Genomic DNA, 25485 nt, shown 5'->3' with positions numbered 1-25485 from the left:
CAAGATGAATTTTATAAAAGAATTATTTGCAGATAAGGTTAAAGCTGTATCTGATCTATCGATAGGGTATTGTCCAAATTGTTGGGGTGATCAGGAGTATGATAATCTTATAAGAGAAAAGTATAATGACATCCAAATAAATGTAAACAACCACACTGCTAGTTATGCGTTTGTACAGGATTTCATTGTAACTCATATGAATGGAATCAAACTTAAGAGTACTGTAAAAGGTACTGAGTGTCCTACTTGTAAAATTGTATACAAGAAATAATGAGTACAAAAATCACATACTATTTAATTGTTGTACTCTTAATTATTGGGCTGTATGGAGCGGGAACTCTCGTGATTGATGAACTCGCCACTGGGGATAGTTGTCCAAAAATACTGCACATTCCGATGTGCATTGTAGTACTAGTATGTTTTCTAGTTCCACTTGTAGCACATCTTCTTAAAAAATGGAATGTATTGTATTTTCTATTTGCAGGATTAGCTTTTGGCATAGCCTTCATCGCATCTATAATGCAATACCTAGGAGAAGCTGAGTGCCCAAAAACAGAATCAGGGACACCTATGTGTTACTATTCCTTAGTGCTATTTAGTAGCATAATTGGTTTAAGAATTTTTTATTTAAAATCTAAGAATGACCACTAATATGAAAACTTACCATCTAAAAAAATTACCTCTATTATGTGCGTTATTATTAGTGAGCTATTTTGCTACTGCACAACAATTAGAGACTTCCATATTTGTAACTGCAAATACAGGAAATACAGACGATCAAGCTGTTTTAACTAAAATAAATAATGAAGCCAAAACATTGAGTGATTCACAATTACTCATACTTGGTAATGCAGTATCTGACAATGGTTTTACAAAAGGAGCTAGTGCAGAAATAGCATCGCAACTAGAAATATTAGAATCATTTAATGGTAAAGTGATTTTTACTCCAGGTCAGAACGAATGGGCTGCTAATGGGCACAGAGATGTGAGAAAGATAGAAGCGTTTATTCAAGAAAATAGTAAGTCAAAATTCTATCCAGATAAAGGTTGCCCCATTAAAAAGGCAAATATTACTGACAACGTCGTTTTAATAACTGTAGACTCACAATGGTATCTAGAAGATTGGAATGATCATATTTACCTCAATGAAAATTGTGATATAAAAAACAGAACAGACTTTTTCTTAGAGTTTGAGAGTATGATTAAAAAATCTCAAGGAAAAATCATTATGGTTGCGATGCATCATCCTGTTTTTTCTAACTCTAATGAAGGATTTATTTCTAGAACAGGTGGTACCTCATTGCATGACTTTCAAAATAAGCAAAATAGAAAATTTAGAAATCGTCTAGTCACTCTTGCAAGACAGACAGAAGATCTCATTTTTATTTCGGGACGTGATAAAAATTTACAATACATTAATAAGCATGGAGTTTCTCAAATTATAAGTGGAGCCGCAGGTAAAACAAGAAAGGCATCTGTAAAAGGTGATAAAGATTTCGCTTCAAGCGAAAATGGCTATGCACGAATTGATGTTTTTAAAAATGGTACTGTAAGAGTTTCTTTTCAAGGTATCTCAACGCCATTCTCAGCTACAATCATGGAGGCAGAGAAGGAAGAAATCGTTAATTATAAAGAAAGAAGTAGCTTTAATAATACGTTTAGCTCATCTGTATATACGTTAGAAGAAACCGAAAAAAGCAAACTGTACAAAGGTCTTTGGGGAGATCATTATAGAGGTTTATATAGCAAAACAGTTAATGCCAAAGTTGCTTTTATAGACACATTAAAAGGAGGGCTCACTCCTGTAAGGCGAGGAGGTGGCCACCAGTCTAAATCGCTGCGACTAGAGACTAAAGACGGAAAGGAATATGTAATGCGAGCTCTAAAGAAAAGCGCGATTAAGTTTTTACAATCTACTGCGTTTCAAGACAAATATGTAGAAGAAGAACTAGAAGGAAGTTTTGCAGACAAATTTCTCTTAGATTTTTATACAACTGCTCATCCTTACACTCCTACAACTATAGGAACTCTCGCAGATGCTGTAAATATTTTCCATACTAACCCAGAGTTGTACTATATACCTAAACAACGAGATTTAGGTGAGTATAATGATGAGTATGGTGATGAGCTATATTTACTAGAAGAGCGTGTAGAATCTGGTCATAATGATTTAGCAAGTTTTGGAAAGCCTAAAGATATTTTAAGCACCAGTGACGTTCTCTTAGAAATTAATAAAACAGGTAAGTCTATCGTAGATGAGCCTTCTTATATAAGAGCAAGATTATTTGACATGCTCATAGGGGATTGGGATAGGCATGAGGATCAATGGAGATGGGCTCTTTTTGAAAATGAGGATGGATCAGAGATTTGCAAACCCATACCGAGAGATCGAGATCAAGCTTTTTCCATATTTGACGGGAGTGTTTTAAACTTCCTAAGCTGCGCTGTGCCTAGCTTACGTATGATGCAATCTTATGATGAGGAATTGCGTAGTCCTAAATGGTTCAGTTTTGAGCCTTATCCTTTGGACATGACTTTTATCAATAAATCAGACTGGAAAGACTGGGAGAAAGAAGCAATGGCCTTACAAACTGGACTTACAGATGATGTTATAGAACTAGCCTTTGAGAATGTTCCAGTAGAAATGAAGGGTCAAACCATTGAGGATATTAAGAGAAAACTTAAGGGAAGAAGAGGGAATATTGTAGATATAGCTCGCCGTTATTATGATTATGTAAACAAGCATGAAGTAATAACAGGTACGCAAAAAGACGATGTCTTTAATATTAAACGACTTCCTAATGGAGAAACTAAGATTGAGGTTCAAAGGAAAGACCTTGGCATTTTTGAAAGAACGTTCATAAAAGATGAAACTAAAGAAATCTGGATCTACGGTTTAGACGGCAACGATACCTTCAATGTAACAGGGAAGGGAAATGATTTAATTACCATCAAGGTTTTAGGAGGAAAGCAAAATGACATTTATAATTTTGAGAACACAAAAAAAGTTAAGCTCTACGATTATAAAGGGAAGAATAATACCATCGTTAATAGCAAGTCAAAAAAATGGTTAGTTGATGATTATGAAATTAACAACTACGACTATAAAAAACGTAAATACAGTATTAACCAATTTTTACCCATCATAGGTGCAAACCCAGATGATGGTCTTAGAATAGGTTTTGTAAATAATTTTACAACTTATGGTATCCAGCGCAATCCATTTACTACAAAGCATTCAGTAAGCGCTTCCTATTATACAGGTAATTCTGGTTATGATGTTTCATATAAAGGTGAGTTTTCAAATATTTTTCATAATTGGAATTTTGGTGTAGAGGGAAAATATACGAGTCCAAATTTTGCACAAAACTTTTTCGGTTTTGGTAATGAAACACTTTACGATAAGGATGATGTAGATATTGACTTTAATCGTGTAAGTATAAAAGAATGGAATGCTGCAATATCATTAATCTGGAATGGCAGAGATGGAGGTTCATTTTATGTTAAACCTTTAATTGAGTCCTTTGAAGTAGAAAACACCGAAGATAGATTTATTAACTTCTTACCATCTTCGGCTACAGTTTTTGAGAAGCAAACTTATGCTGGTCTTGAGGTTAACTATGGTTATAAGAATAAAGATGATATTTCTTACCCTACATTAGGGTTAGATGCCGGTATCACGGCAGGTTATAAAGCTAATATTGGTGGAGAAGATATCGACAATAAATTTGGATATGTACGTCCTCACATAGCAATAGACCATAGACTAAACAAAAGTGCCAGTCTCGTACTAGCTACAAAAATAGGAGGAGAAGCTATTCTAGGTGATAATTTTGAATTTTATCACGGTGCCTCATTAGGAGGTAATCACAGTCTGCGAGGGTTTAGAAAAGAACGCTTTATAGGTAAATACTCAGTGTATCAAAATACAGATTTGAGATTGTTGCTAGGTAAATTTAAAACTAGTTTTATCCCTCTCAAGTATGGTGTAACCGGTGGTTTTGATTACGGAAGAGTATGGGTAGAAAATGATAATTCAGACAAATGGCGTAATAGTGTAGGGGGCTCCTTTTGGGTAAGTGGCTTAGAAACTTTTACCACTAATCTAGGGTATTACTCAAGCGCAGATGGTGGAAGAATCGTGTTTTCTCTAGGCTTTGTCTTTTAATATTAAACTTCAAAAAAATTATATAGTATATGAAACAGCCCGTAGCAATAATTCAAGTAGACAGTTTAAAAAACAAAGAGCCAGAACATGCGCTCGTAAATGGACTTGATCTAGTCGTCGTAAAATTTGATGAAGAAATTTCTGTACTTTACGGGAGATGTCATCACAGAGGGGCTTTAATGTCTGATGGTCACGTAGATGGTGAAAATTTAATTTGTGGAGTACACGGATGGGATTATCGTGTAGACTCGGGCGTTTCAGAATATAATAATAGTGAGGTGTTGCATAAATTTTCTACCAAAATAGAAGGTGGAATGCTTATGGTAGATGCATTTGAGATAGATGCATATCTCAAAAAGAATCCGCAACCTTTTGATCGAGATGAATACCTAGGAGCGTATGCAGATACCCATCCAGAAGATACAGAACCTTATACGGGTTATATAAAAGAGCTTGCAAAAAATGGTTTAAAGAACATAGGTCATCACGGTTTTTCTGCATCCATGGGTGTAGATAGAAACACACTTCCTAAATGGGATCATATTCAGTTTTTACCCGCGCAACTAGCTTCAAGACCACTACTAGATGAAGAAGCAGTTGCTACAAAAGTTGTTATAGGGCCTAAAGCACAGAAACCGTTAACCATAGATATGCCTTTGTTTGTGAGTGATATGAGTTTTGGCGCACTATCACGTGAAGCAAAAATTGCTTTGTCAAAGGGAGCCCAACTAGCAGGAACAGGTATTTGTTCTGGAGAAGGAGGGATGTTACCAGAAGAGCAAGCAAATAATTCAAAATATTTTTATGAGCTCGCTTCCGCGAAATTTGGATTCTCTTGGGATAAATTAGATAACGTTCAGGCTTTCCATTTTAAAGGTGGCCAAGGTGCCAAAACAGGTACTGGAGGGCACCTGCCAGGCAGTAAAGTAAGTAAAGAAATTGCTGAGGTAAGAGGGTTGAAAGAAGGAGAGACAGCAATATCACCAGCTACATTTCCAAATTTTCATGGTGTTGAAGATTTTAAAGCTTTCGCGAAAGCGGTAAGAGAACGTACAGGAGGTATTCCCATAGGATTTAAAATTGCAGCTAGCCACATAGAAAAGGATATCCAGTTTGCTCTAGATGTGGGTGTGGATTACATTATTCTGGACGGTAGAGGAGGAGGAACAGGCTCTGCGCCTACCGTTTTGAGAGATCATATCAATGTACCTACCATTCCAGCACTCGCTAGAGCGCGTACTTATCTAGATAAAGTAGGAGCAAAAGATGTAACCCTTATAATTACAGGAGGTTTGCGCGTAGCAGAAGATTTTGCAAAAGCATTAATGCTAGGAGCAGATGCAATAGCAGTTTCAAACTCTGCATTGCAAGCTATAGGATGTTTAGGAATGCGCGCGTGTGGCAGCAATAATTGTCCAGTAGGTATCGCTACACAAAAGGAATCTTTGCGTAGTCGTTTAATTATTGACTCATCGGCAAAGCAGTTACAAAACTACTTTGAAGCTACAAACAATTTAATTAGAGTTATAGCAAGGGCTTGTGGGTATGACGATATTGAAAAATTTAATCAAGATGACCTTTCTACATACGATAGAGATATACACTTCTTGACAGGAATTAATTATGCTGGAATTTAATACGACACATTATGGACACTATAGAAAAACAATTACACATCGCTTCTCAATACCTAGCTGCAGCAGGAATAAGTTTTTTACCTAAAGAAGAAGACGATAGTCATACAAACCTAGGGTTTAATCCTGAGGGAGGTTTCCTTGAGACTCACCCACTGTCTGATGCTAATGATAAGCTCATATTAAATTATAGAAACTTTAGTTTAGAATGGAAATCTAATACAGTATCAAAAATAATGAGTCTTGATGGAGCGACTCATAAAGAGCTTCTATTATGGATTTCAAATAGCTCTCGTGAATTTCTCAATAAGGAATATTCGTATAAATTTCACTATGAATTGCCTTACACTATTGATGATAATTTCACCTTTAAATTATCTGATGTTGAGGATTTAAGTGAGATGATGCATCTACGCATTCTGGCTCAATTTATTCTTGAAAGGATAGACAACAACTATAATCTCAATGCCTCTATAAGAATCTGGCCACATCATTTTGATACTGGAATTTATAGCCAGATACCAGATTCAAGCATAACTATTGGTTTAGGACTAGCGATTCCAGATAGCGTTTGTGATAATCACTATTTATATATCACTGGTTACAAAGGAGGTCAAGCTATAGATCCTTCTGGACTAGAACCACTAACCTTAGGTACGTGGAAATCTGACGGTTTTAAAGGTGCCATACTCGATACTAGCGGAATTGTAGAGGCAGATGGCATGAAGTTCTTTAAAGAGGTAATCAATCTATTACTAGCGGTATAAAATATAAGTCTACTAGAAGTACTGGATCTATTCAAGTAACCTAGACATCATGTAAATTATGGAAAACTGGTATCTGCCTATTACGATAGTTCCCGGTCTGGGATTGCTTATTCTTTCTACATCCACTTTAATGGTGGCATTGAGTAATGAGATAAACCAGATGATTGAGCAATCCAAGCAAAAGAAGATGATTAGTCACAAGCTAGTGCAGTTAAAATTATTAAATACAGCAATGGTTTTTCTTTATGTAGCAGTAGCATTTCTGTTAATCTCAAGTGTAATTAATGGGCTGTTTGATTTAGAAAGGACATCATTATACACTAGTGTTTTTGCAATTATTCTAGCATTAATAGGCATTCTTTCTTTAATAACATATTCGTTTAGAGCAGTGAGAATACGTCAACAGCAATTTAAAAATAAGTTGAATTAAATATAAAAGATATGGACTCAAATGGCAAAAAATGGTACAAGGTATTAGACAATAGAAAAATGCTTCCTGAAGGACGAGTCCAGACAGTAACCGCTGGTCATCAAGGTATTTGTTTAACTCATTACAAAGGAAAATTTTCGGCCTTAGATAATGCTTGTCCACATCAAGGTGGACCTCTAGGTGAGGGGTCTATTGAGAATGGTATGCTGCGCTGTCCATGGCATGGCTGGGACTATGATCCTTGCACAGGAAATTCTCCTGGAGGCTTTGACGATGGAATAAAGAATTTTGAAGTGAAGGAGGAGGGTGAGGCTATTTATGTTGCAATTCCAGAAGAGGAGCCACACAAAGAGACCATATCTGACGTGATGATTGAGACCATGGTAAATTGGGGTGTAGATACCGTTTTTGGAATGGTAGGGCATAGTAATCTTGCTGTGGCAGATGCAATGAGAAGGCAGGAGGAAAAAGGGAAGTTACAATATTTTGGAATCAGACATGAAGGTGCAGCAGCCTTTGCAGCCTCAGGATATGCAAAATTAACCGGTAAGCCTGCTGCTTGTTTTGGTATTGCAGGTCCAGGTGCGACAAATATGTATACTGGAATGTGGGATGCAAAGGTGGATAGAGTACCCTTGCTAGCGCTTTCTGGTCAAGTTAACACTCAAGTGGTGGGTACAGGCGCTTTTCAAGAAGTAGACCTGGTGAAGGCTTTTGATAGCGTGACCCAATTCAACCACGCGGTTCATTTAAATTCTAACCATAGTGAGTTGATGTCTCTTGCTTTAAAGACGGCTCTTGTAAAGAGAGATGTGGTGCATTTAACCTTTCCAGATGAGGTAGCGTTTACAGAGAAACCAGAAGGGGCAAAGGCGCAAACTCCAGAAGATAGAATTACTCCTTTTAATATAAGCCCTCCGAAGGAGATGGTTGAAAAGGCTCTACAGCTACTTAAGAAAGCAAAAAGACCAGCAATTATAGTGGGGCATGGCGCACGTTTTGAAATGGAAGCTATTACCGCTTTCGCGAAAGCGTTAAACTGTCCAATCATCACTACTTTTAAAGCAAAAGGATTAATAGCAGATAAGCACCCTTTAGGTTGTGGAGTTTTAGGGAGAAGTGGTACTCCTATAGCATCATGGTTTATGAACGAAAGTGACTTGTTATTTGTGCTAGGTGCTTCTTTTTCTAATCATACGGGTATCACTCCAAAGAAGCCAATCATTCAAGTCGATTACGACCCTATGGCTCTTAGTAAACATCATAAAGTAGATGTTGCTTTATGGGGAGAAATCTCAGAAACAATGAAAATCATTACGGCTCAGACTAGTAATATGACTGTGGCAGTAGATCAACGTGGAGAAATAAAAGAGCGCTGGAGACTATGGCGCGAAGAAAAAGAAAGCCGCCTTCAAGACTGTGGCGATGGACTTAGTTCTATATCTGTATTTGATGCCATGAATAAAGTTACGCCAGAAAATGCAGTAATAGCTGTTGATGTGGGTAATAACACGTATTCATTTGGAAGATATTTTGAGCCTACAAATCAGTCTGTATTAATGTCTGGTTATTTAGGTTCTATAGGTTTTGCTTTGCCAGCAGCCATGGGTGCTTGGGCAGCAGAAGGTGATAAAAGACCTATATGGTCTGTATCTGGTGATGCTGGTTTAGGTCAATATCTAGCGGAAATAAACACCCTTGTTAAGTATAATATGAATATTAAGCACATTGTACTCAATAATTCAGAACTAGGGAAAATATCAAAGGAGCAACGTGCGGCAGAGGTTGATGTATGGCAAACCTCATTAACAAATCCGAGTTTTGCAAAATATGCAGAAAACTGCGGTGCTCTGGGGATTCGCGTTGAGAAACTCGAGGATTTATTGCCAGCTATGAAGAAGCTTAATGATCATGATGGCCCTGCGCTATTAGAAGTAATCACAGACGTAAATTTAATATAGACACTACACATCAGAACAGGTTTATGAAGTAAGGAGTTTGACAACTTAGGGTATTGTTTTAGAATGCTTATTGATTTGTAAAGTGCACTAGAAGTAGGTCATTAATATAGCAAAAGAGTCTAAGTTGAGGTTGATTGCTATTAGAAGGGTTAATTTATAAATTATAAATAAAATGAGTAGGCTTAATTCCATAATAGCAAATTATAAATACCTGATTGCTATATTAAGTGTGTTCAACTTTCTTTTAACACCTTTTCATATTCTTATTACGGGTATAAGCCCGGCTTATGTTACTGTCATAAATTATACCTTATTAATCATAGGGAGCTCCTTACTGGCAACTAACAAGCTGGCAAAATCTATCACCTATATCATTGGCTTTTTTACATTGCTCGCTATATGGTTAGAACTGTCTAATGACGGTTCGATAGTGATATTAATTTATAGATTAGTGTCCTCCTTTTTATTATTTGCTTGTTTTTGTGTCATTTTAGTGAGACAATTATTGCTCATAAAAGAGATAAACCTACAGTTTATATTAGGTCCTTTATTGGGATTCCTTTATCTAGGTATAATAGGAGGAGTTCTTTTTGAATCTATTGATTTAATAAATAGCGATTCGTTTAGGTTAATTGAGGGATACTCTGGTTATAGCTTTTACTATTTTAGTTTTATAAGCATTACTACAGTTGGTTATGGTGATATCACACCACTTACAGCACCTGCTCAGTCTATAACATTAGTGATGAATATAATAGGCCAATTTTATCTAGCTATTGTAATCGGAGTGTTTGTAGGGAAGTATATTAATACAAAATCAAAGTAATATGTTTGAATCTTTTAGTATTGTATTTACAATTGCGGCTCTTTTTAGTTATATAAATTACAAGTGGTTAAAATTACCGACAACGATTGGGTTAATGATTTTAAGCTTGCTTTTAATTATTCCATTAACATTAAGTGAAACTATATTCCCGGAATTCTATAAATTCTTTTGTGATATTATCGTTAAGGCAGATTTTAAAACCCTCCTACTCGATGGGATTTTAAGTTTTTTATTATTTGCAGGAGCATTACATGTTAACCTTGCAGCACTCGAGGAACAGAGGAAATCAATTTTATTATTTGCCACCTTAGGTGTTCTTATATCTACTTTTTTAGTAGGAGGCCTTGTCTTTTTTGGTGCACAATTAATTGATGTAGAGTTACCTTTTTTATACGCCCTGTTATTTGGAGCTTTAATATCACCTACTGATCCTATCGCTGTAATGGCAATTCTGAAAAAAACAAATATTGCAGAGTCTCTAGGTATTAAAATAGAAGGTGAATCTTTATTTAACGATGGGATAGGCGTTGTCGTTTTTTCTGGAATATTATTGATTACCACAGCTACAGAGCATCATAGCGCTGCCCAGATAGGCACAGAGATTGGACTCTTATTTCTAGAAGAAGCTGTAGGAGGCATTCTTTATGGACTTCTCATCGGATTTTTAGGATTGAAGTGTATCAACTCATTAAAAGAAAACCCACAACTAGCCGTAATAATCACCCTAGCTGTAGTCATGGGAGGAACATCTGGCGCATTTTTATTGAATGTCTCGGCGCCATTAGCCATGGTAATAGCAGGGTTACTTATAGGAAATAAAATACATATAAATGAAGATAAAAACCCGATACAAAAAGCAATCAATTCTTTCTGGGAAATACTAGATGAGGTCTTTAATGGTATTTTATTTGTCCTTATGGGGCTCGCTATTCATTTATTAGAATTTAATAGTAGTTACTTCATATTAGGAATAATGGCTATTTTAATTGTTCTTTTTGCCCGGTTTTGCTCTGTGTTTTTACCGTACTCATTACTTAAACATGATGAGAAGAAGCCTATTAAAACTATTGCAATTTTGACTTGGGGTGGATTGAGAGGCGGTATATCTATTGCACTAGCACTAAGTTTAAGTGATGAGTTATCAAAAGACTTAATACTGCATATTACATATATAGTAGTGCTATTTTCTATAATCGTTCAAGGACTTTCAATAGGTGTTTTTGCAAAAGCGATATATAAAAATGACTAGCAATATAAACTCTTAGTATTCATATTAAGAGTCATTGTTATATTTGACATCAAGTAACTGTAATTAATAGGTACGCAGCTGTTTTGATTAGTAATTAAGAGTGCGTCTCAGGCGATGAGTAATTTTTTAAAGGTAATTATGAGCGATAAAAAAGAGAAAAAAGAAGAAGATAAATATTTAATGGCAGAGCTTAATATAGATAAGGAAGCCTTAAAGCAGTTAAAAAAGAAGCTTGCAAAGCTAGAGCCACGCTCAGAACGTGGGGTAGAAACGTTGTTTAGACTGCTTTCTAAAAATCAATATACATTAAATACAATGATTGATACAAAATCAAATATTTTGATTTCTATCAATGCACTTATTTTGTCTTTAGTATTAGGAACTGTCATGAGCCAGCTTAGCACAGACCCGCACCTAATATATCCTGTAGTTCTCATTCTCATTACAAACTTGTCTTCTATCGCTTATGCCATATTTGCAACCCGTCCAGAATTGATTCATGGAGATAGGAATGCCCGTAACTTAATGTTTTACGGTAATTTTCAAGATATGGAGGAGCATGAGTATGTTGAGAATATTACCTCATTGATGAATGAGGGTGATGAGCTTTATAAAACAATAGCAAAGGATACGTATCATTTAGGTAAAACGATGGATAGAAAATTTAAACTATTAAGAAAATCCTTTAATATCTTTCTAATAGGTATTATTCTTTCTGTAGTGGCTTTCTTGGCTTGTCATATGCTGTTTGGAGGGATGATATAAAGATTAGGCATAGATTCCCGCCGCTATGATTAAGAAGTAACGACTCTTATAAAAAAAGCTTCACAGCAATGTGAAGCTTTTTTTATGCGCTGTATTTTGCGATAAGGGAATAGGTTTAACTTCCTCACATCGTAGCTATTGTAAAAAAGCATTAATAGTTATGCGATTGAGCAAAAATATTTGCCTCAAATAATATTAAATAACCACTTATTAGATTATCTTCTCGGCAAAAGAAACTAAATCCACATTATGAGAATTGTAGTGCTATCACAGAATCCAAATTTATATTCAACAAAGCGTCTTATCGAAGCGGGGGAGAAAAAAGGTCATGAGATGATCATTATTGACCACACTAAGTGTAACCTCGTTATTGAAAAGAAAAACCCTACTATTGTCTATAAGGGTAAGGAGATAAAGGATATTGATGGGGTAATCCCGAGAATAGGGGCTTCTGTAACATTTTTTGGTACAGCAGTAGTGAGACAATTTGAGATGATGAAGGTCTTCTCTGCAACAGAATCTCAAGCATTAGTAAGATCACGTGATAAATTAAGAAGTTTACAGATATTATCAAGAGCAGGTTTAGGACTTCCTAAAACAGTTTTTACAAACTACTCTAAGGATGTTGGTCAGGTTGTAGATGGAGTAGGAGGAGCGCCACTTGTAATTAAATTACTTGAAGGAACGCAGGGCCTAGGTGTAGTACTTGCAGATAATAAGAACTCTGCAGAGTCTATACTAGAAGCTTTTAATGGTTTACAAGCAAGAGTAATTGCTCAAGAATTTATTAAAGAAGCTGGAGGAGCAGATATACGTGTTTTTATTGTAGACGGAGTAGTAGTGGGAGCTATGAAAAGACAAGGTAAAGAAGGAGAGTTTAGATCTAACTTACACAGAGGAGGAAGTGCAAACGTTATCGAACTCACAGACGAAGAGGAAAATGCGGCGCTTAAAGCAGCAAAAGCAATGGGATTAGGAATTGCAGGAGTAGATCTCTTACAATCTTCTCGTGGTCCATTAATTCTAGAAGTAAACTCGTCTCCAGGTCTTGAAGGGATTGAGACTGCAACAGGAAAAAATATTGCAAACTACATTATAAAGTACGTAGAGAGAAATGCCTAATGATATTGAAATACTAGGGAACGCTGTTTCTTTAGGAAAAGGATTACAAGTAAACCTAGACATTGCAAAGCTTCACACTAGAACAAAGATTGAAGTGCCTATCATTATTGAGCGAGCACCAAAGCCCGGTCCATGTATTCTTATTACTGGCGGTATTCACGGTGATGAGGTTAATGGAGTAGAGATTGTAAGGCAGATTGTTTCAAAAAAATATAATAAGCCAACTCACGGGACGATCATATGTATTCCAGTGGTAAATGTTTTTGGTTTTCTTAATCAGACGCGAGAGTTTCCAGATGGGAGAGATCTCAATAGAGTATTCCCTGGTAGTACAAGGGGTTCGCTGGCGAGCAGGTATGCATATAATTTAATGACAGAGATTATACCACATGTTGATTACTGTATGGATTTTCATACAGGTGGTAGAGAGCGATTTAATGCTCCACAGATAAGAATCAATGAAGATGATGAGACACTAGAGCTTGCCAAAGCCTTCGGAGCACCATTTATACTCAAGTCACAAAATAGAGAGAAATCCTTTAGAGATTCTTGTGTAAAAAAGGGGAAGAAAGTACTACTTTTTGAAGGAGGGAAATCTCTTGCAATAGATAGCGACATTACAGACGCTGGAGTTACAGGAGCTTTAAAAGTAATGCACCATCTCGGCGTGCGTGATTTTACAAAAGAACTTTCTGATGATTACAGCTGGAGGGTAGAAGCAGAGTCTATCGTTATCGAGAAGTCATTTTGGATCAGAGCACGATATTCTGGAATGTATAGACCTCATGTAAAAGCTGGGACTTTTGTAGAAAAAGGCGATGTAATTGCGAGTGTTTCTGGACCTTTTGGTGATTTTGAAAAAAATATAAAAGCACCTAATTCGGGATATATTATCTGTATCAATCATGCTCCGATAGTTAATCAAGGAGATGCTATTGTGCATATTACAAAATAATAACTCTTTAAGTAATTACGCTTTCGCGAAAGCGTAACAACAACACTTAATATAGATAAAGGATAAACAGCCTCTAGTGAGGTAGTTTATCCTTTAATAATCCATATACGAATGTACCCAACAGCGAGGCAACAATAACTACAAGAATAGGAATGTAACCCGCTCCTATTAAGGTAAACATAGGTCCTGGACAAGCTCCTGCTAGTGCCCAGCCTAAACCAAATAAAACGCCACCTATCATGTAACGACTAAAGCTTTTTGCCTTAGGGTGAAAATGAATCGTCTCACCATAAAATGATTTGATGTTGAGACGTTTAATAAGTTGTACTACTATAATGCCTATCACTAGGGCAGACCCTATAATTCCATACATGTGAAATGACTCAAACTTGAACATTTCATAAATACGAAACCACGAAGCAGCTTCAGATTTAAACATAGTTATTCCAAAAAGAATACCGATTAATAAATATATAAGTGTTCTCATTTTTTAAAATATAAAGGGGAATAGCACGTGAATCATAAACAGGCCGCCTATAAAAAATCCTATAACGGCGATAAGTGATGGTAGTTGTAAATTACTTAAACCAGAAATGGCGTGACCGGAAGTACATCCACCCGCATATCTAGCACCGAAGCCCACTAAAAATCCACCTATAGTTAATAAGGCCAAGTTTTTAAAGCTAAGTAATGCGCTTGTGTCAAATAACTCTGTAGGTAAATAGGCTTTTCCCGCACTATTAAAGCCAAGGTTGTTCAGGTCTGTTATTGTGTCTGGATTAATAGCTACTGCGATGTCTGTAGATAGCCATTGGGATCCTATATAACCGCCTATAATTGCACCAAGTACCACAGTGAGATTCCATCGTTGATGTTTCCAGTCAAATTTGAAGAAATCTGCTTTGTTTCCTGCGCCGCAGATGGTGCACATCGTTCTTAAGTTAGAAGACATTCCAAAATTCTTACCTACCATAATAAGTAAAAACATGATGAAAGCAATGATGGGTCCTGATACATACCAAGGCCACGGGGAGAAAATCCAATCCATGTTATTATTTTATGCAAATATCAACTTTTAAAGCAAGCTTATTTGTAACCTAGGTTACTCAAATAGATGATTGTAATAAAGAAAGCACACTAGGATATCTAGTGTGCTTTTAGTGTGAGGATTATACTTTTTTAAAACACTCGTTTAATAACTGTGGTCATCTAGTTTTACTTTACCTGCAAAGGTTTTATACACAAAGAAAGTATATCCTAAAACGAGCGGTGTTCCTATAGCTACCATTGTCAGGCTTATGCCTAAGGACTTATCTGAAGATGCGGCATTGTAAATAGTAATACTATTTGCCGGATCAATTGTTGAGTATAGCAGCGTAGGGTATAACTCTATAGCTACAAGAACCATCATTAAAGAAATGGTAAGTGCAGAGAAGAAAAAGGCTATCTTAAAACGCTTTTTGTGAGCCAATCTCGGAATGTTTGCGATACTTAAAAACGTAAGTATTGGTATGATAAATAAAGCTGGAGTTGCCTTAAAATCATCAGATAGATGAGGTATGTAAATAAGCGTGTATAAAGATGTGATTAGAAAGAACACTATAAAAAGAATAATAGCTTTTTTAAGAAGTCCTTCTAGTTTATCAAAAAGCTTTCCTTCTGTTTTGAGTAGTAAATAGATAGCTCCGTGGGTCATAAATAAGAATAGTGTAGTAAATCCTGTAATGATTGCATACGGATTTAAAAAGCCAAGAAATGGACTTCCGTCATACTCTAGATCTGGACCTATAGGAATTCCTTGCAGTACGTTGCCCATGACAACACCTAGTAAAAACGCTAGCATGATACTACTCACACTGTAGCATATATCCCACATTTTGCGCCACCATAGCCATTCTTCTTTACTTCTAAATTCTATAGCAATTGCTCTAAAAATGATAAACATTAAAAAGAGCATAAAAGGGATATATAAGCCAGAAAAGAAAGTGGCGTACATTACTGGGAATCCTGCAAAGAGCGCACCTCCACCTATTACTAACCAGACTTCGTTACCGTCCCATACAGGTCCTACAGCATTAAGAGCGATACGCCTGCTAAGTTCTTTTCTAAAAAACAAATGCCAAGCGCCTGCTCCAAAATCAAAACCATCTAGTATGGCATATCCAGAAAAAACACCTCCTACCACAAGAAACCAAAGTGTAGGGTAATCTATACCTAATAAAGTTTCCATAGTTATGAGTTTAGAGTGTTTGCAACTTGTTCTGTAATCTCCTTGGTAAAGGTTCTTTCTTCCATATCATTGTCGTCTTCTTTATAAGGGCCGTGTTTGATCTTTTTAGTTAACAAGTAAAGGAATAAGAAAAGTAATAAAGCGTAAACCACAAAAAATAGTACCAGTGAGAAGACAATTTGATTTGCAGTAACAGCTTGTGAGAAGGCTTCAGAAGTCCTCAAATGCCCATATACTACCCAAGGTTGTCGTCCCATCTCTGCAGCAAACCATCCTACTTGATTACCTAATTGGGCTAATATTACAGATGGCACAAATATTCTAAGCAACCATTTTGTTTCAAACAGCGTACCTCGCCACCATAAAAAGCAAGCAAAAAGCGTAAGCCCAATGAAGAACATACCGATTGCAATCATAATATGATAAAACTGGAAGACCGCATTTACTTGTCCAGGTCTGTCTTCTTCTGGAAAAGCATTAAGACCAGTTACTGGGGCGTCAAAATCTTGATGCAGTAAGAAAGATAATCCTCCTGGTAATTTAATCCCTGTGACTTCTTGTGTTTCATTATCAACCCAACCAAAAAGATATAAATCTGCTGGGCCACTTGCATCATAATGTCCTTCTAGCGCAGCTAGTTTTGCTGGCTGATTAACAGCAACGCCCTCTGCCGAACTGTGACCAGTGACTAACTGCATTAATGAAAAGATAGTGGCAACTCCTAGCGCAATTTTAAAAGCCATTTTAGAAATCACAACATAACGTCCTTTAATAAGGTAATATGCATGTACACTAAGTACTAAGAATGCTCCAGCGAGAAATGCTGCAAACCACGTATGAGTAAGTCTATCTACACTAGAAGGATTAAAAACCATTGCCCAGAAATCTGTAATCTCTGCACGGGCATTCATTCCTTCTCCTACAATATGATAACCAGCAGGCGTTTGCTGCCAGCTATTTGCTACCACAATCCAAACGGCAGAAAACATAGATCCTAAAAATACACCTATGGTTGCAACGAGGTGTACCCAAGGTTTTACACGGTTCCATCCAAAGAGTAAGATACCTAGAAATCCGCTTTCTAGAGCAAAGGCAAAAATACCTTCGGCGGCTAGTGCACTCCCGAATATGTCACCTACATAGCGAGAATATGTTGCCCAGTTTGTACCAAACTCAAACTCCATTACAATTCCCGTAACCACTCCTATCCCAAAGGTGAGTGCAAAAATCTTAGTCCAAAATTTGGCAAGGATATGATATTGTTCATTTTTTGTGCGTATCCACAAGCTTTCCATAATCACCATAATAAGACCTAGGCCTATGCTCAATGGTGGGTAGATGTAGTGAAAGGAGATGGTAAATGCAAACTGGATTCTAGCAAGAATTTCGGTATCCATAGTTCTGAAGATTTTGTAAACAAAAATAAAAATTAAACATTTTTAGATAGGTAACAATGGTTACATAAGGGAAGTTTTAATTTTTTTCTTTGTGTAACCTAGGTAGCTTATAGAAAGTAGATTTCTCAATATTTTTGACTAGTTAACTTTTTTAATTACGCTTTCGCGAAAGCGTACCTGTCACCTATATTTTTATTTAGTGAAGCTGTTTGCCATGTCCATACTATCGTTGTTACTCTTGAGCAATAGCTTAAGAGTATCTGCTGTTTATGGATGGTACACGCTGGATATAGAAAGTTTTGTAGCACAATTATGTGAGAACACAGACAAGCCAGAACTAAAGTGTGACGGTAAATGTTTTCTAACTAAAGTAGCAGCCAATACATCATCTCAAGATGAACAAAAGACTCCAATTCTAAAGTGGGATCAATTGGTTTTTTGTCAGCTAGAGGTGAGCTTCCAAGAAGTAGCATTTGTGCCAGCCACAAAAGGTAATAATCATCACTACACGGCTTTGTATAGTGATATGTTTTCTTACTCAATTTTCCATCCTCCAAAGGTGTATCCTTTTTTTATTTAGAAAAGGAGAGGAAATAGATGTATGCTATTTCCTCCATATCACTGTGATGTAATTTGGAAAAAAGAAACAATGAATATAAAAAGCATTGCGCTTCTGTGCGCACTTATACCTGTGTCAATGATAGCTCAAGAAACAGGAAAAAAACAAGACACAATAACTTCAAAATCTATTCAATTAAATACAGTACTTGTCACTGGACAAGGAACTACAGACCCAGTACTAACTACTGTTAAAACAGATCTTCTAAAGAAGGTCGTGCAACCCAAAAATGTAGCCGACTTATTTAATGATTTTAATGGCTTTTCATTGATTAAACGCGGTAACTATGCCATAGATCCGTCATTTAGAGCTAGTCAATATGAACAGCTTAATATTCAATTTGACGGTGGTACAAAGGCAGTGCACGCTTGTCCTAACAGAATGGATCCTATTACCACTCATGTTGTGCCTGAAGAGATAGAACGTATTGAGGTAATAAAAGGGCCTTATACCGTGAGGTATGGAGCAACTTTTGGCGGAGTGATTAATCTAGTGACTCAGAAATCTCAATCTATGGACAACGGCTTGCATGGTCGTGTAAATACTGGATATGAATCTAATGGTAATTCTCTCGTATCTTCTTTATCGCTAAATCAAGTAACTGAGAAATATGATATCACTGCAAATGCTGGTTATCGTGATTTTGGTAATTATGAAGATGGGGATGGTGTTGAGATTCCTTCTTCCTTTAGAAGTCTAGATTATGGTTTGAGGTTAGGGTATAACATAAACGATAACCAAAGAATTCAAGCGCACTGGAGACAATCATTTGGCAGAGATGTATTACACGCTGGATTACCAATGGATACAGAAGAGGATAATAGTTCAATTTTGTCCATAGACTATAAGAAGGCTAAGGAGAATGGTTTTATAAAAGAGCTTAATGCAAAAGTATATTACTCTTATGTAGATCATATCATGTCTAACGAAAACAGACCTTCGTTCATGACTACAGAGGCGCTGTCTGCTATAGACGCTACTACGGTAGGAGGGAAGCTAGAGTTAAAAATGAAACCAACAGATAATTGGATTCTCTATGGAGGTCTTGATGCCATGCTTATTGCAAGAGATGGTGGTAGGACTAGAGTTGTAAAACGTAATATGATGGGTATGGAGCTTGCAGAACCTTTGATTTTTCAGGATAAAGTATGGCAAGACTCTTATGTAAATGACTTTGGGTTATTTGTAGAAAATAAATATGCATTCTCAGATAAGACAATGCTTACTGCAGGAGTGAGATATGATCTTGTGGTCTCAGACATTCTAGATCCAGAGGCAGATTTCCAGGAGCTATATAATAACTTAGAGCAGCGAGAGGAACATAATATCTCAGCAACGGTCTCTATCAAGCATAAAGTGTCAGATAATGCAACTTTAGAGGCAGCTTATGGGCGTGGCGTACGATCTGCAAATATGATAGAGCGTTATATAAATCACTTCTCTGTAGGACAAGATCCTTTTGAATATGTGGGGAATCCTTTTCTAGAAGCTGAGGTAAATAACCAGTTTGAAATAGGAATAAAAGGTAAAAAAGTTTTTACTACGGGAATTGATGCAATTAGGTATGGCCTGTCGGGGTATTACTCTCTTTATGAAAATTATATTGTAGCTGTAGTAGACCCTGCACTAGATCGTAAATTTATGCCTAATGAACAACCGCAAGAAGTAAAACGATTTGTGAATCTTGATAACGCTTACAAAACAGGTTTTGAAGCCGATGTAGCAATCGATTTTGCTCGTTATTTCAATGTTAATACTAGTCTCTCTTATGTTTATACTAGAAATAAAGATCTAGATGAGTCGCTGCCATTAACACCTCCTTTGATTACAAGACTAGGAGTAGCTTTTGAAAAAGATAAATACTGGGCTAGTGTAGATTATACAGTGACATCAAAACAAGATGAGATAGCGTCAAGCTTTAGAGAGCAGGAAACAGCATGTTATGAAACCTTAGACGTGCGTTTTGGTATGGAAGTTATTAAAGACTTTAATGTAGGTCTAGCAGTCTTAAATGCATTTGATGAGACTTATAATAATCACCTCAACTTCTCTTTTGCAAATCAGGCAGATTTTACAAGAGTACCTATAAACGACCCAGGTAGAAATTTCTCTGTATTTGTACAGTATGGATTTTAGATGGTAGCTATAGAAAAAGCCCTTTTGATAAAATCAAAAGGGCTTTTTTATTATGTAAATCCTGAGTACTAGTTGCGGTATGCAGAGAGCATCCATACTAGCTTTTCTTGTTGTGTGATGTAATCACTCATTAAAGCAACAGTACCCTCATCACCACCATCTCCAGCAGTTGTAAGTATTGTTCTTTCCTTTTGTAATAAAACCTTTAAAGATTCAAGGATGTTATCTATTGCCTCTTCGCCATCAGTTACATTTTTGGCAGCTTCTATGTCTGAGCTGTTTAAGTAGTCCTTAAATGAATGAGTAGGAGTAGCACTTAGAGTAAGTACACGCTCTGCGATTTCATCTACTTTAAGAAGTGCGTCATTATATAACTCTTCAAACTTCACATGTAGTTCAAAAAATTTCTTTCCAGTAATATTCCAGTGAAAACCTCTTAGGTTCATGTAAAAAATCTGGTAGTTAGAAAGTAAGTCGTTAAGTTGGGTTGCTGTGGTTTGAGATGTCGAAATGTCTAAACCGATGTTGTTTGTATTGCTCATAATTAGTTATTTAAAATTATTAATATTCTCACTGAGGTCAAAAATAGTTGCCCCTGTTAATTCTCTTTCTAGAATGCTACTTCCTGCAGCACTTCTATATCCACCAGCACAATGTACTACAATAGGTTTGTCCTTAGAGATGTTACTTGCTGTTTCTCTCAATTCATTTAGAGGATGTGACAGTGCGTTCTCAAAGAATTGCTCTTCTTGAACTTCGCTTACATTACGGATGTCTATAATGGTATAGTTGTCGGGATTGTTTTTGAAATCTTGCAGATTTAAATCTGCTGATTTAACTAGACCTTCAGTTCCCAGCGTTATTATTTCTTTTAGCTGCTTTTCGTAGCCTATTTTGGCAACTCTGTTCAGCATGTAATTTTTATCTTCTTCAGAAGCTATAACTAGTGTAAACTCTTCTTCAGGTTGTACGATTGCACCTAGCCAAGTTTCAAACTTTGCATTTTCTGAAACTGCCTGTATGTTTATACTTCCTGCAAGATGGCCTTCTTTAAATATGGCTTCATCCCTCATATCTACAATTAAGCCAGTCGCTGCGACATCCTTCTTAAAAGGAACTCGTTCTATAGCAGGCTCTAAGCTTTCTGCGCCAGTTTTATTGATGGCAACATTAAACCCAAAATAAGATGGTATAAATGGCTGTCCATCAAGGATGGTATCCATAAATTCTTTTTTGGATTGTGCTTTAAACGCCCAGTTACCCATACGTTCATTACCCAGCGTGCTGCTATTTGCATCACTCAGATTTTTACCACATAAAGATCCTGCTCCATGTGCTGGATATACTACAGCGTTATCAGGTAAATCTGTGAACTTAGTAGTTATAGTCTGGTACATCATTTCTGCGAGTTCCTCACGCTTAGCTTTCATATTCCCCGCTTTTTCACGTAAGTCAGGACGGCCTACATCTCCTATAAAAAGGGTGTCTCCTGTAAATAAGATAGTATCACTACCTTGACTTGCAACAATAGTTATGCTATCTGGTGAGTGGCCTGGAGTATTTATAGCTTTTAGTGTTGCCTTACCTATCGTAATGCTGTGACCTTCATCAAATGCTGTATGTGGATAATCTGCTCCTAGCTTTGCACTATTGTAAATTGTTGCTCCAGTTTCCTTTTGAATTTGCAAGTGCGAACTCACAAAATCTGCATGTGGATGTGTTTCTATGATAGCTATGATTTTTGCATTATTCGCTTTCGCGAAAGCGTAATACTCCTTAGGGTCACGCTCTGGATCTATAATGGCCATCTCTCCATTACTCACTAATGCGTATGAGTAATGTGCTAATGGTTTATATTCAAATTGTTGTACTTTCATAATCTTAGGTTTAAGAAAACAAAAGGGCTTAAGTGAATGCTCTCAAGCCCTTTTTTATAAGTTTTAGATACTCTTCTTTGCGAGATACCAAGTAACTTTTTCTACAGAATCATCTGCAAGTCTCTCGTTTAATGCGTCTAGTGTTTTAGGTGGAGAGCAAATCACTTGATCACCTCTTTTCCAGTCTAGTGGCATAGATACCTTATGCTTATCTGACATTTGCAGTGCATCTAGCGCTCTTAGAATTTCATCCATATTACGACCTACATTAAGCGGATAATACATAATAAGACGAATTTTTTTGGCAGGATCAATAAAGAAAACAGCTCTTACTGCTGCAGTCTCACTCTCGTTAGGCTGTAACATCCCGTATAGCTTTGATACCTTCATATCAATATCTGCGATGATAGGAAAATCAAAGTAAACACCTGTGTTTTCTCTTACATTTTGAACCCATCCTAAGTGAGCGTGTATACTGTCTATACTAAGACCTAGTAATTCTGTATTTAAGGCGTCAAATTCTGACTTTCTAATAGCGAAACCACTCATTTCTGTGGTACACACTGGAGTGAAATCTGCAGGGTGAGAGAACATCACTGTCCACTTATCTTTTGCAAACTCAGACATTTTTATAGTTCCCTTAGTAGTAACTGCCTCAAAATCTGGTGCTGTATCACCTATTCTAGGCATTGAGATTACTTGTTCCGGCAATAGGTTTTCTTTATCCATAATAGTATATATTTATCGTTATGTTTTATAATATAAAGATACGTTATAGACGTAGGTGGCTTAGTAACCTATGTTACATACTTAGTTTTTTTAAAATAACTTTAACAAATGAGGGTGACGGTTGAGCTAAGCGTAGTGCGGTTGAAAGGAGACTTTTCGTTTCCGTCTGCGCACGAAGCTAAAGCTTATTGTTTAGTTTTATTTTTTCCTGTCCAAAGCTATATCCATAAGATTTAGCGACACTATAAATATACACAGACCTTTCGTCTAAACCCAAAACACCGCATTACGTTAAGGTTTTGTTGTGTGTAGTTTTTTTCAGGCGGGTGATTATTTTTCTTGCGTTATTTTCCACGATTTTCCATTCCCATAATTCAGGATTTCCAAATTCAGGATTAGTACTAGTCCAGTTTTGGGCTCTTGTTTTTGAATTTACAGAAACTCTGCATTCAATTTTACTTTTTTGTAAATCCAGATGCACATAAATCACTCCCCACCCATTCGTATTGTATCTATAGGTTTTTCCATTACAATATTTAGGGTTTAGCTTGATTTTATCGATATAGAATTTGCCCTTTGCTTCAGGATAATAAATACCGAACTTTAATTGCTTTTTATTTTCAGAAATTGAGTTTTCGAAATATTTTAGAAACTCAGAATACTTACTTATCTGAACTATTTCTTTTCCATTTCAGAGTAAGATTCATAGAATTCAATTTTAGAGTCCGAAAGAATATATTCTATAAGTCCAAAAAGCTGATTTTTATCTATAAATTCTGTTCTCTGCATTGACTTTTCTCAAATTACATACAACTACGCTTTCGCGAAAGCGTAATTACCCTCATTTTATTTATACTATATTATGAAGTAAGTAATCACTATTCAAATAGCTCTGACGAAAGGTATCTATCTCCGCGATCACAAATGATGCTTACTATAACTCCGCTTTCTAGTTCACTAGCTAGTTTTAGAGCCGCCGTAGTTGCGCCACCGCTACTCATACCTGCTAGTATTCCCTCTTCTTGTGCTAGCCTTCTAGCCATGGCGATAGACTCATCACGACTTACTTCAATCGTTCTATCTACTTTTGAAGCATTAAAGATTTTTGGTAAATATTCTTGTGGCCATTTACGTATGCCCGGTATGCTTGATCCATCTGTAGGTTGTACTCCTACAATCTGGATATCGCTGTTTTGTTCTTTTAAAAATGTTGAGGTTCCCATGATGGTACCTGTGGTTCCCATAGAAGATACAAAGTGCGTTACCTCACCTTGAGTATCTCTCCATATTTCTGGACCTGTGGTTTTGTAGTGAGCTTGCCAGTTATGATCATTTGAAAACTGGTTAAAAGAGAAGTACCCTTCATTTTCAACCTTATCAATAGCATAATCTCTAGCGCCTTCTATCCCGTCAGGGTGAAGTGTAACTTTTGCTCCGTAAGCTCTCATGGTTTGCACACGTTCCTTAGTTGCCTTTGAAGGCATTACGAGTTCTATTTCTAGCCCATAAATAGCAGCAATCATGGCAAGTGCTATACCTGTATTACCACTTGTAGCTTCAATAAGCTTTGTACTTTTATCTATAGCGCCGCTATCTAGCGCGCTTTTAATCATATTATAAGCAGCTCGATCCTTTACACTACCTCCAGGGTTATCACCTTCTAGTTTAAAATATAAACTCACATTTGGGTTTGTATTTAATGCTATTGACTTGACTATGGGAGTATTTCCTATTTGATCTAAGAGTGTCTTATTCATTGCTTATTTATTTTTTATTGCGAATTTCTACTTTAGGATTGTGGAGTACTATAGAGTTTTGAGGTACTGTCTTTGTCACCCAAGTATTACCTCCTATGATACTATCTTTTCCTATAACTGTAATTCCACCTAGTATTGTTGCATTTGCATAAATCGTAACATTATCCTCAATGGTAGGGTGTCTTTTTATGCTCTTTAAATCCTTGTTTACCGTAAGTGCACCTAGGGTAACTCCTTGATATAGTTTTACATTATTATGTATTTCGGCAGTCTCTCCTATCACTACTCCGGTTCCGTGGTCAATAAAAAAGGATTCTCCTATTTGTGCTCCTGGATGAATATCTATACCCGTAAGCTGGTGTGCATATTCTGTCATTAGTCGTGGTATGAGTGGTAAACCTAACTCATAAAATTCTCTTGCCATTCTATAAATCGCAATAGCAAAAAAACCAGGATAGGCTAGGTACACTTCTTCTAGGGATTGTGCAGCGGGATCATTGCTATAAATAGCCTCTGCATCCTTTTTTAAACTACAAAAGAGCGTAGGTATTACAAGTGTGAAGTCATCCCATTTTTTACACGGACTACCTTTAATCTCTGGACAAGCAAGATCTCTTATGGTAATAAATAAGGCTTCAAGAGTCTCAAGAGTCTTTTCTGTATCTGTTCCATTATCAAACAGTGTGTTAAATAACAACTGTGTAAATCGTTGCGATTCTTGTTTCAACAGAATGGAAACTTTGATTTCCTTTTTCTGTTTATTGATAGATGTAATTAAATCGGTATAATTCATTTTTATATCTCTGTAGGTAATTATAAAACATTAGTTAATGAAAAAGAGACAAAATTGATATTTTGTCTCT

General features: G+C 36.4%; 23 protein-coding genes. 14 read left to right on the top strand and 9 right to left on the bottom strand.

What is annotated here, in order from left to right; all coding sequences use genetic code 11:
* The first annotated feature begins 4 nt into the window (after positions 1 to 4).
* The 12 genes from SJY37_RS02150 to SJY37_RS02095 all read left to right on the top strand — a co-directional run bounded on the left by SJY37_RS02150 (position 5) and on the right by SJY37_RS02095 (position 13877).
* On the top strand, positions 5 to 271 hold the full coding sequence (locus tag SJY37_RS02150) for a hypothetical protein (protein WP_379952765.1): 267 nt from the start codon (positions 5 to 7) through the stop codon (positions 269 to 271).
* Positions 271 to 651: a hypothetical protein gene (locus SJY37_RS02145; protein WP_379952764.1), complete on the top strand. Its 381-nt coding sequence runs from the start codon at positions 271 to 273 to the stop codon at positions 649 to 651. Before SJY37_RS02150 ends, SJY37_RS02145 begins: the two co-directional genes overlap by 1 nt.
* 1 nt (position 652) lies before the next feature.
* Positions 653 to 4168, top strand: coding sequence for a metallophosphatase (locus SJY37_RS02140; protein ID WP_379952763.1), 3516 nt, complete (start codon positions 653 to 655; stop codon positions 4166 to 4168).
* Between the two features lie 29 nt (positions 4169 to 4197).
* Positions 4198 to 5805 carry a glutamate synthase-related protein gene (locus tag SJY37_RS02135; RefSeq protein ID WP_379952762.1) on the top strand — a complete coding sequence of 536 codons (1608 nt, stop codon included), beginning with the start codon at positions 4198 to 4200 and terminating at the stop codon, positions 5803 to 5805.
* Positions 5806 to 5816: 11 nt separating this feature from the next.
* Positions 5817 to 6569: a hypothetical protein gene (locus tag SJY37_RS02130; protein ID WP_379952760.1), complete on the top strand. Its 753-nt coding sequence runs from the start codon at positions 5817 to 5819 to the stop codon at positions 6567 to 6569.
* A 58-nt stretch (positions 6570 to 6627) separates the two neighbouring features.
* The gene (locus SJY37_RS02125) at positions 6628 to 6999 is read left to right on the top strand and encodes a hypothetical protein (protein ID WP_379952759.1); all 372 of its coding nucleotides are present in this window, start codon (positions 6628 to 6630) and stop codon (positions 6997 to 6999) included.
* A gap of 11 nt (positions 7000 to 7010) precedes the next feature.
* Positions 7011 to 8960, top strand: a complete 1950-nt coding sequence (locus tag SJY37_RS02120) for a thiamine pyrophosphate-binding protein (RefSeq protein WP_379952758.1) — start codon at positions 7011 to 7013, stop codon at positions 8958 to 8960.
* Positions 8961 to 9132: 172 nt separating this feature from the next.
* Entirely contained in the window at positions 9133 to 9786 is a 654-nt protein-coding gene (locus tag SJY37_RS02115; protein ID WP_035335779.1) for an ion channel, read from the top strand.
* A gap of 1 nt (position 9787) precedes the next feature.
* Positions 9788 to 11035 (top strand): cation:proton antiporter, encoded by a 1248-nt coding sequence (locus SJY37_RS02110; RefSeq protein ID WP_379952757.1) that lies wholly within the window; start codon positions 9788 to 9790, stop codon positions 11033 to 11035.
* A 138-nt stretch (positions 11036 to 11173) separates the two neighbouring features.
* Positions 11174 to 11800 (top strand): Pycsar system effector family protein, encoded by a 627-nt coding sequence (locus SJY37_RS02105; RefSeq protein ID WP_379952756.1) that lies wholly within the window; start codon positions 11174 to 11176, stop codon positions 11798 to 11800.
* A 249-nt stretch (positions 11801 to 12049) separates the two neighbouring features.
* On the top strand, positions 12050 to 12922 hold the full coding sequence (gene rimK, locus SJY37_RS02100) for a 30S ribosomal protein S6--L-glutamate ligase (RefSeq protein ID WP_298330521.1): 873 nt from the start codon (positions 12050 to 12052) through the stop codon (positions 12920 to 12922).
* On the top strand, positions 12915 to 13877 hold the full coding sequence (locus SJY37_RS02095) for a succinylglutamate desuccinylase/aspartoacylase family protein (RefSeq protein WP_298330519.1): 963 nt from the start codon (positions 12915 to 12917) through the stop codon (positions 13875 to 13877). Before rimK ends, SJY37_RS02095 begins: the two co-directional genes overlap by 8 nt.
* 73 nt (positions 13878 to 13950) lie before the next feature.
* Here SJY37_RS02095 and SJY37_RS02090 read toward each other — a convergent pair whose 3' ends face one another.
* The 4 genes from SJY37_RS02090 to SJY37_RS02075 form a co-directional block, all read right to left on the bottom strand.
* A complete protein-coding gene (locus SJY37_RS02090) occupies positions 13951 to 14364 on the bottom strand; it encodes a YeeE/YedE family protein (protein WP_379952755.1) in 414 nt (137 codons plus the stop codon).
* 3 nt (positions 14365 to 14367) lie between these two features.
* On the bottom strand, positions 14368 to 14925 hold the full coding sequence (locus tag SJY37_RS02085; RefSeq protein WP_298330513.1) for a YeeE/YedE family protein: 558 nt from the start codon (positions 14923 to 14925) through the stop codon (positions 14368 to 14370).
* Positions 14926 to 15069: 144 nt separating this feature from the next.
* A complete protein-coding gene (gene cydB, locus SJY37_RS02080) occupies positions 15070 to 16107 on the bottom strand; it encodes a cytochrome d ubiquinol oxidase subunit II (protein WP_298330510.1) in 1038 nt (345 codons plus the stop codon).
* Positions 16108 to 16109: 2 nt separating this feature from the next.
* The gene (locus tag SJY37_RS02075; protein WP_379952754.1) at positions 16110 to 17504 is read right to left on the bottom strand and encodes a cytochrome ubiquinol oxidase subunit I; all 1395 of its coding nucleotides are present in this window, start codon (positions 17502 to 17504) and stop codon (positions 16110 to 16112) included.
* A gap of 214 nt (positions 17505 to 17718) precedes the next feature.
* On the opposite strand from SJY37_RS02075, the gene SJY37_RS02070 reads away from it, so the two are divergent.
* Positions 17719 to 18084, top strand: a complete 366-nt coding sequence (locus SJY37_RS02070) for a hypothetical protein (RefSeq protein ID WP_339850159.1) — start codon at positions 17719 to 17721, stop codon at positions 18082 to 18084.
* A 69-nt stretch (positions 18085 to 18153) separates the two neighbouring features.
* Positions 18154 to 20259, top strand: coding sequence for a TonB-dependent receptor domain-containing protein (locus SJY37_RS02065; RefSeq protein ID WP_379952753.1), 2106 nt, complete (start codon positions 18154 to 18156; stop codon positions 20257 to 20259).
* 68 nt (positions 20260 to 20327) lie between these two features.
* Here the strand turns inward: SJY37_RS02065 and SJY37_RS02060 are convergent, their stop codons facing one another.
* From SJY37_RS02060 to epsC, 5 genes are all read right to left on the bottom strand, one after another.
* Entirely contained in the window at positions 20328 to 20801 is a 474-nt protein-coding gene (locus SJY37_RS02060) for a Dps family protein (RefSeq protein ID WP_108876974.1), read from the bottom strand.
* Positions 20802 to 20807: 6 nt separating this feature from the next.
* Complete coding sequence (locus SJY37_RS02055; RefSeq protein ID WP_298330494.1) at positions 20808 to 22136, bottom strand: MBL fold metallo-hydrolase; 1329 nt, start codon at positions 22134 to 22136, stop codon at positions 20808 to 20810.
* A 63-nt stretch (positions 22137 to 22199) separates the two neighbouring features.
* Positions 22200 to 22865, bottom strand: coding sequence for a peroxiredoxin (locus SJY37_RS02050; protein ID WP_379952752.1), 666 nt, complete (start codon positions 22863 to 22865; stop codon positions 22200 to 22202).
* A gap of 878 nt (positions 22866 to 23743) precedes the next feature.
* On the bottom strand, positions 23744 to 24622 hold the full coding sequence (cysM, locus tag SJY37_RS02045) for a cysteine synthase CysM (RefSeq protein ID WP_298330486.1): 879 nt from the start codon (positions 24620 to 24622) through the stop codon (positions 23744 to 23746).
* A 7-nt stretch (positions 24623 to 24629) separates the two neighbouring features.
* A complete protein-coding gene (gene epsC, locus SJY37_RS02040) occupies positions 24630 to 25415 on the bottom strand; it encodes a serine O-acetyltransferase EpsC (RefSeq protein WP_013751212.1) in 786 nt (261 codons plus the stop codon).
* Positions 25416 to 25485 lie beyond the last annotated feature (70 nt).

The organism is Dokdonia sp. R78006, from assembly GCF_042466145.1.
Classification (GTDB): Bacteria; Bacteroidota; Bacteroidia; order Flavobacteriales; family Flavobacteriaceae; genus Dokdonia.
This window is presented reverse-complemented; position numbering and strand designations above follow the sequence as displayed.